The organism is Paenibacillus sp. IHB B 3415 (assembly GCF_000802655.2).
GTDB lineage: Bacteria > Bacillota > Bacilli > Paenibacillales > Paenibacillaceae > Paenibacillus_AQ > Paenibacillus_AQ phytohabitans.
Map to the genome: position 1 here is coordinate 113,471 of NZ_JUEI01000027.1, position 15,188 is coordinate 128,658.

The 15,188-nt window shown below is 52.9% G+C and carries 13 protein-coding genes and 1 pseudogene; 9 read left to right on the plus strand and 5 right to left on the minus strand.

Annotation, left to right across the window (positions count from 1 at the left end):
• Nucleotides 1–243: 243 nt before the first annotated feature.
• Nucleotides 244–2,136 carry a methyl-accepting chemotaxis protein gene (locus QW71_RS15005; RefSeq protein ID WP_235441465.1) on the plus strand — a complete coding sequence of 631 codons (1,893 nt, stop codon included), beginning with the start codon at nucleotides 244–246 and terminating at the stop codon, nucleotides 2,134–2,136.
• Nucleotides 2,137–2,241: 105 nt separating this feature from the next.
• On the opposite strand, the gene QW71_RS15010 is transcribed toward QW71_RS15005, so the two are convergent.
• From QW71_RS15010 to QW71_RS15020, 3 genes are all read right to left on the minus strand, one after another.
• Nucleotides 2,242–3,204, minus strand: coding sequence for an L-lactate dehydrogenase (locus tag QW71_RS15010; protein WP_039299554.1), 963 nt, complete (start codon nucleotides 3,202–3,204; stop codon nucleotides 2,242–2,244).
• A 405-nt stretch (nucleotides 3,205–3,609) separates the two neighbouring features.
• Nucleotides 3,610–4,116, minus strand: a complete 507-nt coding sequence (locus QW71_RS15015; protein WP_039299557.1) for a CcdC family protein — start codon at nucleotides 4,114–4,116, stop codon at nucleotides 3,610–3,612.
• 198 nt (nucleotides 4,117–4,314) lie between these two features.
• Complete coding sequence (locus tag QW71_RS15020; RefSeq protein WP_036732764.1) at nucleotides 4,315–4,575, minus strand: GlsB/YeaQ/YmgE family stress response membrane protein; 261 nt, start codon at nucleotides 4,573–4,575, stop codon at nucleotides 4,315–4,317.
• Between the two features lie 254 nt (nucleotides 4,576–4,829).
• Between QW71_RS15020 and QW71_RS15025 the strand changes: the two genes are divergently transcribed.
• Nucleotides 4,830–5,879: a lactonase family protein gene (locus tag QW71_RS15025; RefSeq protein WP_039299565.1), complete on the plus strand. Its 1,050-nt coding sequence runs from the start codon at nucleotides 4,830–4,832 to the stop codon at nucleotides 5,877–5,879.
• A gap of 380 nt (nucleotides 5,880–6,259) precedes the next feature.
• On the opposite strand, the gene QW71_RS15035 is transcribed toward QW71_RS15025, so the two are convergent.
• On the minus strand, nucleotides 6,260–8,599 hold the full coding sequence (locus QW71_RS15035; RefSeq protein ID WP_039299571.1) for an alpha/beta hydrolase: 2,340 nt from the start codon (nucleotides 8,597–8,599) through the stop codon (nucleotides 6,260–6,262).
• Nucleotides 8,600–9,061: 462 nt separating this feature from the next.
• On the opposite strand from QW71_RS15035, the gene QW71_RS15040 reads away from it, so the two are divergent.
• The 4 genes from QW71_RS15040 (at nucleotide 9,062) to QW71_RS15055 (ending at nucleotide 12,857) form a co-directional block, all read left to right on the plus strand.
• Complete coding sequence (locus QW71_RS15040) at nucleotides 9,062–10,183, plus strand: sulfate ABC transporter substrate-binding protein (RefSeq protein ID WP_039299574.1); 1,122 nt, start codon at nucleotides 9,062–9,064, stop codon at nucleotides 10,181–10,183.
• Between the two features lie 114 nt (nucleotides 10,184–10,297).
• The gene (gene cysT / locus QW71_RS15045; RefSeq protein ID WP_047013787.1) at nucleotides 10,298–11,149 is read left to right on the plus strand and encodes a sulfate ABC transporter permease subunit CysT; all 852 of its coding nucleotides are present in this window, start codon (nucleotides 10,298–10,300) and stop codon (nucleotides 11,147–11,149) included.
• Nucleotides 11,150–11,645: 496 nt separating this feature from the next.
• Entirely contained in the window at nucleotides 11,646–12,509 is an 864-nt protein-coding gene (gene cysW, locus QW71_RS15050) for a sulfate ABC transporter permease subunit CysW (protein WP_039299578.1), read from the plus strand.
• 126 nt (nucleotides 12,510–12,635) lie between these two features.
• Nucleotides 12,636–12,857 carry a YezD family protein gene (locus tag QW71_RS15055; protein WP_039299580.1) on the plus strand — a complete coding sequence of 74 codons (222 nt, stop codon included), beginning with the start codon at nucleotides 12,636–12,638 and terminating at the stop codon, nucleotides 12,855–12,857.
• A 128-nt stretch (nucleotides 12,858–12,985) separates the two neighbouring features.
• Here the strand turns inward: QW71_RS15055 and QW71_RS15060 are convergent, their stop codons facing one another.
• Nucleotides 12,986–13,294 carry a hypothetical protein gene (locus QW71_RS15060; RefSeq protein WP_039299583.1) on the minus strand — a complete coding sequence of 103 codons (309 nt, stop codon included), beginning with the start codon at nucleotides 13,292–13,294 and terminating at the stop codon, nucleotides 12,986–12,988.
• Between the two features lie 271 nt (nucleotides 13,295–13,565).
• Here QW71_RS15060 and QW71_RS15065 point away from each other — a divergent pair, with 271 nt between their 5' ends.
• From QW71_RS15065 to QW71_RS15075, 3 genes and pseudogenes are all read left to right on the plus strand, one after another.
• The gene (locus QW71_RS15065) at nucleotides 13,566–13,982 is read left to right on the plus strand and encodes a GNAT family N-acetyltransferase (protein ID WP_039299586.1); all 417 of its coding nucleotides are present in this window, start codon (nucleotides 13,566–13,568) and stop codon (nucleotides 13,980–13,982) included.
• 51 nt (nucleotides 13,983–14,033) lie between these two features.
• Nucleotides 14,034–14,666 (plus strand): NAD(P)-dependent oxidoreductase, encoded by a 633-nt coding sequence (locus QW71_RS15070; RefSeq protein ID WP_039299589.1) that lies wholly within the window; start codon nucleotides 14,034–14,036, stop codon nucleotides 14,664–14,666.
• A 202-nt stretch (nucleotides 14,667–14,868) separates the two neighbouring features.
• Nucleotides 14,869–15,188: pseudogene (locus QW71_RS15075) on the plus strand (bifunctional ADP-dependent NAD(P)H-hydrate dehydratase/NAD(P)H-hydrate epimerase); the annotation flags it as partial.

Consider the following 15,188-nt stretch of genomic DNA (forward strand, 5'->3'; position numbering starts at 1 on the left):
GGCTTATTTTTTATTGGATGTATAATGTTTTTTGTCTATTTATGCCGATATATCATTATATATTTACAGCATATGGAAGATTACAACGGTTTTCTGGGGGGACATTCGGTGAAGAAGGCAGGCTTGTGGTCAAAAATGAAAATGAATGCAAACAATGGAAAATCTGTATCTCTGCAGAAAAAGTGGTCGTTGGTCATTTTAGCAGTTGCCATTATACCTCTGCTGGGAGCGACCCTCTTTTTCATGCAATACTTTGGGGGCGTGACCCGGGCGGACAGTGAGGAGCTGGCTGAGAGTATCCTGGAGATGAATACTACACGGATCGATGAATGGATAGACTCCAAAACGTCTGCGGTACAGGAACTGATGGCCATGCATCCTGAATTCGACACTGCACAGCCGGCCACTATATTCCCGGTAGTCAAGGTGCTGGAAGACAGCGACAGACAGTCCGAAGGCTACAGTGTCATTAATAAGGAAGGGATATTGTCGAATTCCCTTAATCTTAGCGCCGATGTCAGCGGAGAAGCGTATTTCCAGGAAGCCAAGACGAGCCATGCACCGGCTGTAGCCGATATGTCTTTTTTGGAGCAGCTGAATAAAAATATCATTCCGGTCTTCGTCCCGGCAGTGGACAAAGACAATCAATTCGCCGGAGGCATCGCCTTCTCGGTAACACCTGATATTCTGACGGAGATGAGCAAGAACATCCATGTAGCCGAAACCGGTTATGGATATGTGATTTCAGGACAAGGTAATTATTATACCTCTTCGGATCCGGAGCGGATCGGGAAGAACATTGCGGACTATGCCGGAACGCCGGAAATGAAGGAAGCCTACAAGAATATACTGGCAAACGACAAGGGTTCGGAGACCTACAAGGGCGAAGACGGGAAGCAGGTCATCACCTATTTCCGCACGATCCCCAGCACAGACTGGAAGCTGCTGATCAGCGTTCCAAAGAGTGAGATTACAGCCAAAGTAACTTCGGCCCAGACCATCTCTCTGATATTCGTTGTTATAGTTATGCTCGTTGTTATCGGTATTTCCCTATATCTTACCCGCTTGATTGTGAAGCCGATTGTAGCGATCTCCGGTGTAATGAGACGGGTGGCAGAGGGTCATCTGAGTGAACGGGTGGCAGTGCGTTCGGGAGATGAGATTGGCCAGATGAGCCAGAGCATCAATGATATGATCGCAAGCCTGGCCGGAATTGTCGGCAAAATCGATGCCACAGTCGCCCAAGTGGCTGTCTCTGGAGAAGGTGTGCTGAATTATGCCAATCAGACCTCCAATACTTCGGCGGAGATTGAGACGGTTGTCCAGGAAGTAGCAAGGGGCATGGAGGAGCAATTCAGAGGTTCGGAGCAGGCGGCAAGAGCCACGGAAGAGATGGCCATCGGACTGCAGAGAATTGCCGAATCCTCGGTCAGTGTATCAGATCAGGCGGAAACGGTCAGTACCGAGGTAGAGAGCGGTTATCTGGAGATTCAGGCTACGCTGGAACAGATGACAGTAATCAGTACTACCGCAGGTAAGACTTCAGAGCTGATCAACAACCTGACCGGTCAATCAGAGCAGATTGGACAGATCGTGGATGTGATCTCAGAAATCTCCAATCAGACGGGGCTTTTATCGCTTAATGCTTCTATTGAAGCTGCCAGAGCAGGCGAGCACGGGCGCGGCTTCGGAGTTGTAGCGAATGAAGTGAAGAAGCTGGCTGAGCGCACAAACGGCGCCATCGTGAACATTGTTGAACTGATCCGCCAGATTCAAGAATCGACCAAGAATGCTGCGGTCTCTATGGAGAAGAGCGTGGTTGAAATCGGCGACGGTATGGGGAAAATGAAAAATGTGGGCGTATCCTTCGACCATATCCGTTCTTCCATCCGCGAGGTTTCCTTGCAGATTCAGGATGTATCTGCCATCAACGAGCAAATGTCGGCCGGGACGGAAGAGATTACGGCTTCGATCTCTGATATGCTGATCATTGCCAGGGAGTCTGCAGAAAGTGCCGAGATGGTTGCAGAAGCTTCAACCGAGCAGCGGAATCTGATGGGGAGGGTTGTAACCTCGGCCGAATCCCTGAATGGGCTGATGTCCGAATTGCGGAGCGAGATTGAGAAGTTCCATTAAAGGCAGGCAGAAATAAAATAACACCCCTCTGCCGCACGGATTACCGTGTGTGAAGCAGAGGGGTGTTTGCTGTTTAAATAAACGATCCGCAGACGCGGGTTAGGTTTACAGCTTTTCTTCCAGCTGCAGACTCTCAATTCCGCCGCGGATAATCCTGCATGAGGCTGCGAATTTCGCCATTTCAGCATCGCTGAGGTTCAGCTCCAGCAGTTCCTGGATACCGCCGCTGCCAATAATGGCCGGTGCACCTGCGCATACGCCGCTTTGCCCGTACTCGCCGTCCAGAATCGCCGAAACGGCGATAATTTTGTGCTCATCATTCAGAATGGAGCGCGTGATGTAGGCCAGTGCACTGCCGATCCCGAAATGCGTGGAGCCTTTGCGGGTGAAGATCTCCCAGCCGGCATCCTTCGTCTTGCGGGCGATATCCTCAAGGTCCAGGCTGCTGAAACGCTCGCGGTGCTGTTCCATGATCTGCAGAATCGGCTTGCCGCCGATCGTTACATGGGACCAGGCCACGAACTGGGATTCCCCGTGCTCGCCGAGTGCGTAACCGTTGACGCTGCGCGGGTCGATGGTGAATACCTCGGACAGCAGCGTCTTCAGGCGGGAAGAATCAATCGAGGTGCCGGTGCCGATGATCCGGTGCCGCGGCAGGCCGGATATTTTCCATACCATATAGGTGACAATATCAACGGGGTTCGCGGCTACGACAAAGATACCGTCGAAACCTCCGGCCATAATTTCAGTAACAATCTCCCTGGTAATGACAGCGGCGGCATCCAGCACATCCAGCCGGGTCTGCCCCGGTTTGGGATTGGCGCCTGCCGTCAGAATGACGACATCCATCCCGGCGCAATCGCTGGAGGTGCCTGCGTACACCTTAGTGCGTGTTCCGGTGAAATCCATGCAGTGCGAGAGGTCAAGCGCTTGTGCCATGGCACGGTCGTAGGTGCGGTCGATCATCATGATCTCATCGCAGATGGCCTGATTAACCATGGAGTAGGCGCAGCTGGAACCTACCATGCCAGAGCCGACGATTGCCACTTTTCTCGATTTACTTTTCAATTGCCTTGTCCCCACTCTCTAAAAGTATGCTTTTATTCTAACTGATCTTATCGGAAGTTACCTGACATGGAGTTGAAAAAGACATGCATCGCCTGCCTGTTTTTCGTCACAATTGACATCGTAGGTTAGAAATATGCCGGCTCAGCCTTATACTGCTTCACTGCTATAATTATTATGTGATCCGTGCTGTTAAGAACCATGCAGTTAGCCCGGCGCCTATTAAATATGAAAGGGGATGTCCCAAGCAGTCATGATCATGGCTGTTTGGGACACCCCCTGTTTGTGAATATAAGGATGTATAAGTGTCATTCCACGAATCATCCTTATACTTCCCGCTGAAACGTGACCGCTCTTTGAACAAGACGGCAAAGCCGTTTCCACCCTGCTGTCCAGGATGTATGTATCTTACCCTCTGGGCTGTGGTATTTGGGCCTCTGCAGGCAGCATCCGGGTGTAATGCTTATACATGAACACTCTCCAGTGGAGAATCATGCCAAAGGCCAGGATAAAGAATAATCCGCCGGATTGCGGGACAGATACATATTGATTGATAAACTCATGGAGAAGGGTGCGGATCAGCAGCAGTCCAAGCAGAATGAAGGCGAAGCTCTTGGAGCGCTGGGCATAAATCTGTCCTTCCCGTTCCTCGAACCGGGTGCTGCGTATTAGCGGATAGGCGAAGATAAACCAGCCGACCAGGAAAGCTGCAACAGCCCACCACCAGGGAAATCTGACTTCCGGGACTACAAACATGGCGAATCCGGTGGACATGCCAAGCGGCGGAATCCATATTTTGCGGACGGTTACCGGACGGGCACTAGCCTTCAGGCGGATAAAAATAACCATCAGCGCCATGAACACGGCTCCCAGCGTGGAGCCCACATGCAGAAGTGAGGGGTTGATATTGCCCATGATTCACTTTCCTCTCTGTGATTTGGGTCACTTATTTCTTCATTATAGCAGAAAAAAGATCCAATTCAGAATGGATCACCGGCCGTGGTGAAGGCGGCCCTTGGATGGTCCACACAGCAAACCCGCCAGGGTTAACCCTGGCGGGTTTGCTTGATAAGTGTATTTCAGCAGCTTCAGCTATGAATGCTGCCATAGGGCTTAAGAACGGCTACGTCCGCCAACCGAACGCAGGATCAGGCTGACGATGAAGATCAGAACTACGGCACCAATCAATGAAGGGAAGACATAGTAGTCGCTGATCTTAGGTCCCCAGCTTCCCAGCAGCATGCCGCCGAGCCATGAACCCAGAATACCGGCGATAATGTTGCCGATAATGCCACCCGGAATATCTCTGCCCATAATCAGGCCAGCCAGCCAACCAATCACGCCACCAACAATCAACATCCATAATAAACTCATTATTCTTCAGCTCCTTTGTGTTTGTTATCTTCGATGGTTACTATTAACCTTCTGCAAGACGTTTAAACCAAGTGTAAAATATTGCTTGCACACTTAGAATTAGTATTCTATTGTATCCATATTTATGCTGTTTAAGCCTGGTAATGTCTTGGGTACATAAACATGTTATAGTAAATTTTGCGGAGATCAGCTGAGTGAAAACACCGCTGTGCAGGTTATATATTTGTACACTATACAATAAAGGAGCCGTTGCCATGCACCAGCCTAATGAAGTGTTGTTCTATATCGGAACCTATAGTAGTGAGAAGGAAGAAGCCATCCTGTTGGGGGCGCTGGATAAGGAAACGGGCGAAATGAGAATTATGGGCGGCACCCGCGGAATTGAGAATCCCTCCTATCTGGCTGTAAATGCAGCGGGAACCGTATTATATGCGGTAAGTGAACAGGATGAAGGCCAGGTGTATGCCTACGCCATTGAACCCGGCAGCAAAGCGCTTCGTCTGCTGGGCAGCAGACCTACCGGAGGCGGTGCGCCGTGTTATGTTTCCGTGGCTCCGCAAGGAGATTACATATTCGTATCTAATTATACGGGAGGAAATGTGAATGTATTCCCGCTGAACAGTGACGGCTCGCTGCAGGATATGTCCTCCCAGATTAAGCATGAAGGTTCAGGAATCCGTGCAGACCGTCAGGATGCGCCCCATCCGCATTCCGTTATTCCCGATAAAACCGGGGATCATGTGCTGGTCTGCGATCTCGGACTGGATCAGATTGTGTTCTACCGCGTGGAGGAGGGCAAGCTGGTCACCCACCGCGAAGTGGATCTGCCTCCGGGCTCCGGGCCGCGCCATCTGGTTGTACATCCTTCACGGCAATGGATCTATCTGGTTAATGAATTGAATAACACGGTTACCGTATTTGCGGATGACGAGCAGCAGGGCAACCTCAAGATCCTGCAGAATGTCAGCTCGCTTCCTGAGCATTATACGGCCGGAAGTGATGATACAGCGGCGGATATTCATGTCTCCCCATGCGGAAGATACCTGTACGTATCGAACCGGGGACATGACAGCATCGCCCTGTTCCATATTGATAATGCGACAGGTCTGCTGGACCCGGAGGATTGGGTCATCTCCGGCGGCCGGACACCGCGGAATTTCGCCATTATCAGCGGTATGCTGCTCGCCGCTAACCAGAACAGCGGCAACATCGTATCCTTCAGGATCGACAGCGAGAGCGGCCGGCTGATTCCTACGGGTAATGAACTGGAGGTTCCGTCTCCGGTCTGTGTAGTGGCTGTTTGATAGAGCGGAATACCCTATTATGATTTGAAATCCTGTACGAAATACAACATTTCCTGCGATATATTGGCCATAATCGGAGATTGTTGTATGAAATGCAGCATTTCCCTTCCGATAAGCAAATTAACGAAACAATTCTTGTATTTCCTGCAACAATCCGCCCGATTACGCCGCCATCTGTGGATCCAAGTTGTAATTCATACAACATTTATGCCTGTAGAGATGCCTATAGAAAGTGGGCTTAAGAATAAGGGTCTCCCTTTTCCGGGTTCACGCCAAAAGAACGCCCCTCTGCCGGCTTGGCAGAGGGGCGTTCTTCGTTTGGGTTATTTATACCCCCGTGTCATAGTGGGGGCGGCAAGCCTATCGTTTGAGCATGCTGTTTAATGCATCCCCAGCTGGTCATCACGCTCATAGAAGCCGATGTCATCCAGCATAATCTTGTCATCTTCCCCTTGCAGGTAGAAGGTGATTTCGGTCAGCTTGTCCGGATCAAGCGCAGGCTCCTCTTCAAGGAACAGCTCAAAGGGCAGCTCGTAGGTCTGGAAGACGGCTTCCGAGCGGTCGCCGAACTTGCCGTCGCTGATCCGCTCCTCCAGCCATGGGCTGATCGTGAATTCGGTCTGGGGCAAGGGCAGAACCTCCATTACCTCATCCAGGGGCAGCCGTGCCGTGACTTCATTGCTGTCGGTCAGCTCCACCTCCACATCGGGGGAGAGGGCAGCCCCAGACGGTGCAGCCGCATCCTCTGCGTCATCAGCGTCGGAATTACGGTTAGCCAAGGAGAAGGCTAAGCCCTCTGCAGCGGAATCGGCAAGATTACGGGTGAGTGATTCACTAAGCTTAATCCTGTAGGATGCCTCAACCGCATCCGCACCGGCATGCGCATCACCAGCTCCAGCCTGGTTCTGAGCGGTGCTGCCGCGCTCCAGCAAAATGCCGTATGAAGGTTTGTTCTTGGACTCGCGGTCCTTGGCCGCTTCTTCGCTCCAGGTGAGGCCTTCAGCTGTGGCAGTGCCGCCCTTCACCGTATTTCTTTTGCGGTCTTCCTCGTAGTTCGCTACCGTAATGTAAGTCCCGCTCTGGAACCGGTTATAATAGGCGGTATCCGGCAGCCACTGCGCGCCGCTGCGGTAATCACGGAACAATTGCTGATATTCCGCCTTCCCGTGCAGCGTAGTCTCCAGAAATGCAGAGACATAGACCTTGGCAATCTGCCGCTGCTCATCTCCATCCATAATATCTGTACGTTTCAGGAACAGCCCCGTCGGCAGCGCCTGGTCAAACAGCCCCCAGTCTGTATTGAACTGGCTGTGATTGGCATCGGCAATGTAGAGCGAGCTTTTGAAAGCCGGAGTGCTGCCGGTGTAGGAAGCACGCATATACTGCCGGTCCCCGTAGAAGTCATGCACATCGCCGTCACGGGCGCCCTGCAGCGTCAGATAGTTCACATCCACCAGACTAGCCTGTTTGCTGTCAATGGCTTTATCCGTAGGAGCCAGCGCAATAACGGAAGTGATATTGAACTGCTTCGTTGCTGCCAGTGCCGGATCACCAGTGAACCAGCGCGAAGCATCCGCAGCCATGGCTACAGCCTGACCGCCGCGGCTATGGCCCAGCAATGCAGTATGGTCATAATCGACCTTCTGATAGAAAGGTGTACCGGATTGCTCCGCGAAGCTTGCAATCTGCTGCAGATGTTTCAGAATCATCCAGGTCCGTACCTGAAAGTCATTATCCGGAATGCCGGACCACGCAGAGTAATTCAGGAAGTTCTCATCCAGCGAGACGGCGATAAATCCCCGGCTGGCCAGCAGTTCCCCGAGATAGGCGTATCCGCCCTCGGAATAATCCTCCATCATATGGTTGCCATGCACCATAAGCACGAGCGGATAAGACCCGTCACCGTCAGGCATCCAGACCCGGGCATTCAGAGGAAGCGCACCGGGATCGAATCCCCAGAACAAGGTACGCAGCGCAGGCCATGATTTGATGTATTCCGTAGCATCCACAGAAGCCGAGAGGAGCGCGGCATCCCCGCCATACTCTGTACGGTGCAGGTCCTGGCTGCTCCCATAGGTGAAGCTGTGGAACGTATAGTCCCCCGGCTGTCCGGGATCGGCAGCCGCCGCAGGAAGAACCTCTCCGTCCGCAGCCAATGTCTTAACCGATGGGGAGGGAGCAGGGCTGCTTCCCGTCCCATAGGCCAGTGCCAAGGGGGTCAGGACAAGAACCGCTGCCAGAAGCCCGCCGGTGAGGGTTCTCCGGGTCCGCAGCAGACCGGCTGCAAGACCTCCCAGTCCCCCGGCCAAAGCTGTGATACCAGCGATGGCTGCTGCAGCCTCAAGCTCCAGATCGGCGTAATACAGAATAAGCAGCACGGCGCTCAGTGCACTGAGCCAAAAGCCCGTGAACAGCCGCGGAATGCGCAGTCCGGTTAATGAGAGCAGCACAGCCAGCAGGTTGCCGGCCAGCGCCATTACAAGGGTTCCCGCGCCGGCAGCCAGTATAATATCCGCTGCGCTCCCAAGCCCTGTAGGAATGCCCATAACCGCTATAGTAAAGGCCAGAATGCATAGAATCCAAGGACCGCAGAGCGCAATCCTCCATAATGCTGTATCATACCGGTACGTTTCTAAGATGCGTCTTCCCATTTCTCTGAGTATGCGCCTGTGCAGGCGTGGTCCCTGCGGTGCGGGTACATACTCCAAATCCATTCCCATAATAGTTTCCCCCGACAATTTGTGGCAAATAGAGGCTGCAGAAATCCGGCAGAACTCATCTCTAGTAATTCAACTTATATCTAGTAATTCGACCTATAAGATGTAGCAATAATATTACTTTAAGACATCAATAACAAGTGGGTCTTACAGGAACGGCCGCCACTTGCTGCCGCCGGGCGGAATAGAGCCATCTTTCATCCAAATTGAAAAAAAGGTTTGACAGCACGGAGAGCATTCAGTATTATGTCTGTATAACCTACTAAATGGGTAGGAATAATCAAATAAGTTCTTACCGTACAGACGGAGGAACGCCTGCTTCAGGCTCGCAGATACGCGTCCATAGGACCGGTTTGACCAGCCACAAGTAGGCTTTCCTGCGTCTTTTTTTGACGGAAATCAAACCAACAAGAAATTCACAATGATAATGCAATTACAAGAACATTAACGGGGGAGTGGTTTGTGATGAAGAAAGGGATCAAGAAGGGGCTTATCGCCGGTTTCACACTATTGTTGACGGCAGGGCTTACTGCTTGCGGCAACAACAATGCAGGTAATAGTGCGGGCGCGGCAACAGAGGCTCCTGCGGCAACAGAGACGGCTGCGAATACGGCGGCTACACCGGAGGCAACGAAAGCTCCAGCCAAAGATCCGGTCGAACTGCTGAATGTGTCCTACGACCCTACACGTGAACTATATGAGAATTATAACAAGGCATTCGCCGCTTACTGGGAGCAGGAGACAGGCCAGAAGGTTACGATCAAGCAATCGCATGGCGGATCAGGCAAGCAGAGCCGTGCTGTACTCGACGGTCTGGAAGCAGATGTAGTTACGCTGGCGCTCGGATATGACATTGATGCTCTTCAGGAAACGGGTCTTATCAGCGCGGACTGGCAAAGTAAATATGAGCATAACAGCTCCCCGTATACTTCCACCATCGTATTCCTTGTGCGTAAAGGCAACCCGAAAGGCATCAAGGACTGGCCGGATCTGCTGAAGGACGATGTAGAAGTGATTACCCCGAACCCTAAGACTTCCGGCGGTGCGCGCTGGAACTACCTGGCAGCCTGGGGGTATGCGCTTGACCAGAATAATAACGATGAAGCCAAAGCCCAGGAGTTCGTACAGAAGCTGTTCAAAAATGTACCCGTACTGGACACCGGGGCGCGCGGCTCCACAACTACCTTCGTTGAACGCGGAATCGGTGATGTGCTGATCGCCTGGGAGAATGAAGCCTACCTGTCCATCAAGGAGCTGGGCCCGGATAAATTCGAGATTGTAAATCCGTCGGAGAGCATTTTGGCCGAGCCGCCGGTAGCCGTGGTGGATAAGATTGTTGACAAGAGAGGCACCCGTGAGGTCGCAGAAGCTTATCTGAAATACCTTTACACCGAAGAAGGCCAGAAAATCGCCGCCGAGAACTATTACCGTCCGACCCTGGACAGCGTGAAGGAACAGTACAAGGACCAATTCCCTGAGATCAAGCTGTTCACACTGGCGGACAAATTCGGAACCTGGAAGGAAACCCAGGAGAAGCACTTTAATGATGGCGGAATCTTCGACAAAATCTACGTGCCGGGCAGCTGATAGAAAGCTCCGGGATGGAGTTAAGCAGAACAGGTAAGGCGAATTTTGCAGGCGGGGTCCCGCCCGGTTGCTGATCGGCCAACGAGCCGAAGGCAGGAAAGGATGAATGGGCAAATGAATGTCACCACTAAAGCTGCTGCGGGGGCTGTGTCACGGCGCAGACTTCTGCCGGGTTTCGGAATTACGATGGGGTTCAGCGTATTGTATCTGAGTCTTGTCGTTCTGCTTCCGCTGTCAGCGCTGCTCTTCAATTCGACGGGACTCAGCTGGGCTAAGTTCTGGGATGTGGCTACGGATACCCGTGTCCTGGCCTCTTTTCGGGTCAGTCTGAGTACAGCGGCAGCTGCGGCCCTGATCGATGCTGTTCTGGGGCTGCTGCTGGCCTGGGTGCTAGTACGCTATGAATTTCCGGGCAAAAGGCTATTCGACGCCCTGATCGATCTGCCGTTCGCGCTCCCTACAGCTGTGGCGGGTGTGTCACTGACCGCACTTTATTCCCAGAACGGCTGGATCGGCTCCCTGCTGGAGCCGCTGGGCTTCCGGGTAGCCTTCACGCCGCTGGGCATTACGCTGGCGCTGATGTTTATCGGCATTCCCTTTGTGGTCCGCACGGTTCAGCCCGTGCTGGAGGATCTGGACAGGGATATGGAAGAGGCATCGGCCACGCTGGGAGCGGGACGCTGGCGGACCTTCGTGCGGATTGTTATGCCGGAGCTGTTCCCGCCGCTGCTTACGGGCTTTGCATTGGCTTTTGCCCGGGGCATCGGCGAATACGGCTCCGTTGTATTTATCTCCGGCAATATGCCGATGCGTACGGAGATTGCTCCGCTGCTCATCATGTCCAAGCTGGAGCAGTTCGATTATGCCGGAGCAACAGCGGTGGCGCTGCTGCTGCTGCTAATCTCCTTCCTGATGCTGCTGGTCATCAACAGCCTCCAGCACTGGGCGCGGAAGAGCTCGCGTTAAAGAAAGACGCTCTAAAACTTAAGCGGGTGCCCGTCATTCCAATTCTCCTGATCCTTACGGACTGTAGTGCCGTTATTTCCCGAATAGGACACTATTTGCGGGGCTAACGGACCGTAAAGCACTTATTACTTCTCCGGCAGGTACATTTGGGGCGAATGTCCGGAGATAAAGGCCCTGGAGTCCGCTAGATTACGAAAAAATGATTCCCAGTAGAAATAAGAGCTCCTCTGTCCGTTACACAGGGGGAGACTCTTCCGGAACTAAATCAGGGAGCCTTGCAAAACTTAAGGGAATGCTTCCAAAGCGAGTTTTATTACGATGTTTATCGAGAGGTGGAGCTCCATAAAACTTAAGCGAATGCTTTCGAAGTTAGTTTTGTACGAAGCAAATTCAAGATGCCTAAGCTAACAAAACTTAAGCGAATGCTTCCGAAGCGAGTTTTATTGCGATGTTTATCGAGGAGCGGAGGCTCCATAAAACTTTAGGAGGAATAAAAATGGCCGGTACGGTTCCCTTACATGTCCCCGCGCCGCGAAAAAGCGTGTCGTCACCCCGGACGACTGAATCCAAAGCGGTGAAATGGGTGCTCATTTCCCTTGCCGGACTTGTATTGCTCTGGCTGATTGCCTTGCCGCTTATTATCGTGCTGGCGGAGTCGTTGAAGCGGGGGCTGGATGTCTACTGGGCTGCACTGACCGACCCGGATGCCGCCTCGGCGCTGAAGCTGACCCTGCTGGTCGCGGCCATTACCGTTCCGCTGAATACGATCTTTGGTGTAACGGCGGCGTGGGCAGTGACCAAGTTCCGCTTTCGCGGCAAGGGCTTTCTGATTACGCTGATCGATCTGCCGTTTGCCGTATCGCCGGTGATTGGCGGATTGATCTTTATTCTGGTGTTCGGCTCGCACGGCTGGTTCGGTCCTTGGCTGAGCAATCACGATATCAAGATTGTTTTCGCTTTGCCGGGTATTGTGCTGGCTACGCTGTTTATCACCTTCCCTTTTGTGGCGCGCGAGCTGATTCCGCTGATGGAGGAGCAGGGCACACAGGAGGAGGAAGCGGCGATTACGCTCGGTGCGCACGGCTGGCAGATCTTCTGGCGCGTGACGCTGCCCAATATCAAGTGGGGTCTGCTGTACGGCATTATTCTCTGTAATGCACGGGCGATGGGGGAGTTCGGCGCGGTATCCGTGGTATCCGGGCATATCCGGGGAGAGACGAATACCCTGCCGCTTCATGTCGAGATTTTGTATAACGAATATCAATTTTCGGCATCCTTCGCTGTTGCCTCCCTGTTGCTCCTGCTGGCCCTGGTGACGATGATCGTCAAGAGCCTGCTTTTACGTAAAAATGCTCATTGACAGTCCTTGGGGTCCGTGCTAAGTTAATTCATAGTATACAAGGTGGTAATAACGGAATAACGGAATAACGGAATAACGGGATTTAGGCGGAGATACTCCCCTGTCCGGGGAAAGGGAGGCTGGAGAATGGCTAAACCACTGAAAGTGGATGAGGTATGGCTTGCGCGGATAACGGAACTTCTCGACGATATGGAGTTCGGCTCATTGCATATTGTGGTGCATGAAGGTCAAATCGTACAGATGGAGCGCACAGAGCGCAAACGTTTCGAGAACAGCACAGCAAATGCACGTTATAGTGGAGAGACCGGAAGCCGGCGGACCGATTCCCGTTCTGCGGGACGAGGATAGCAATCTGTAGTGCACTGATAAATGATCATACATTTCCGTGAACGGAAAAAAGGGGTATCTCACAAGCCTGGAAATGGCTGAATGAGGTACCCCTTTTGTATGCCGGGACAATTAGTGTAAGCCTTACTTTAGTAGCGTGTGTTGCGCCGTGATCCGCTGATTCCCTCCACCAGCAGTATGACGGCAGTGATGGCATGCATAATCCAGCCGACAAAAGGTATTAAACCGACCACCGAAGTGACGATACCAACTGCGTTACCGATGATAGGTCCGCGTTCTCTCAGCAGAATAATTACAGCTACGGCATGGAGCAGAAAAGCAACCCCCAGCGGTACCCAGGCATTAGCTACGACAAATGCCCCGCCGATGAACGGCAGCGCCAGAAAAGCCTCATAAGCAAAAGTTCCCCATTTGAATAATTTCCCTGTCGGAGACATAATAACTTCACCAACCTTCCAAAGTAGTATTATAAAGATCCTATTCCACAGTTTACCCAAGGATACGGGCTAAGAATAATCCTGTGCCGACAACAGATGCAGAACCGTTTGTATTTCTGAGTAATTGTACGCCGGTGGAGGCCGGACGTTTCATTTTTCCGGATAAGATAGGCGCTGCCTTGCCTCGAAACCTTGCAGTCATATATATTGGTAACAGGTTAACAGGAGTGTCCGCGTGCAGGCGGATAATTATGACAAGAGGGGAGAATGTATGGACAAGACATTGCAGCCGGATATCCGGCATGAGCTGCCCACAGTGGAGCAATACCTGGCCCTGCGGCTGGAAGCCGGGCTTAGTCCCATGAGTGTGGAGGGAGCCGGAATCGGGCTGCCCCGCTCAGCGTTTGCTGTAACCTTGTATGAAGGAGATTTATTGGTTGGAATGGGACGGGTTATCGGGGACGGAGGCTGTTTTTTTCAGGTGACCGATATTGCCGTGAAGCCTTCTTTTCAGGGGCAGGGTCTGGGGAAAATAATTATACGGGAAATCCGCAGGTTTCTGGATACCGTGCCGGACAAGGCGTATATTAGTCTCATTGCTGACGGGGAAGCCTCCAGGCTGTATGCGCAATATGGATTCGCACCGGTCCTGCCGGATTCTCAGGGGATGTTCCTGCGGCGTTCATGATGAATAGAGGATCAGAGCTGCAAACAAATACGAAAGTGAGGCAACAAGAGAATGGATATCGTAGTATTTGGTGCATCGGGTAAGATCGGAAGTGCAATTGTAGAAGAAGCGTTAAAAAGAAAACATGAGGTTACCGCTGCCGTCCGCAAACCGGAGGCCTTCAGTATTCAGCATGACCGGCTTAAGGTTGTTGCAGCCGACCTGCTGGACCCGGCCACGGTAACGGCAGCTCTGCACGGACATGAAGAGGTTATCAGCGCATTCGGACCGGCGCCGGGGCATGAGAATGATCTGCTGCAGGCGGCGGATTCCCTGCTGACAGGGATGCGTGCCGCCGGGCTCCAGCGCCTGATCGTTATTGGCGGGGCAGGCAGCCTGAAGACGGAAACCGGGGAGTGGCTGATGGACACGGCTGATTTCCCGGAGAACTTCCGTCCGCTTGCGTCGGCTCACGCCAATGCCTATGAAATCTACAGAGGGTCAGAGCTGGATTATACGTACCTGAGCCCGCCTGCTGCCATTATCGCCGGACGCCGGACCGGCCAGTTCCGGATTGGTCTGGACCGGCTGATTGTGGACGAGAACGGGCGGAGCAGCATCAGCATCCAGGATTTCGCGGTAGCGGTTATCGATGAGCTGGAGGAAGGCAATTTCAGCAAGACCCGTTTTACAGTGGGGTATTAATAGATGCAGATTAAGCTTGTCAGGAAATAAAGCGGCCTAGAATGCAGGCTTCGTAAGCTTAAAGCCCGTCCTCTTGAACGCTCAGGAGGGCTTTTTGCTGTCATTCCGGGCGCCTTAGCCGGATGAGGATGCGTCAAAGTCTGCAATTTGCCTGATTCTATAGTACTGGGTACAATCGAAGCAACTAAAGGAGGGCTTGGCTATGGATGTGGTAACTGCGCAGGAGATGCGGGCATTCGACCGCGAGACGATTGAGCGGCTGGGAATTCCGGCAATTGCGCTGATGGAGAACGCCGGGCGGGCGATTGCCGAGGAGGTCATCGCATTGTGCCGGCGGTGCGGGGCAGGCGCGGGCGGCGGCACAGGGAGCGCAGATGCAGAGGAGCGAAGCTTCGGGGCAGGAGCCATGGGCGGCGTGGGTGGAGGAAGGCAGAGCTATGGAGCGGGCGTGGTGGGCGGCATAGGGAGCACGGATGCAGAGGAGCGAAGCTTCGGGGCAGGAGCCGTGGGCGGCGGAAGCGG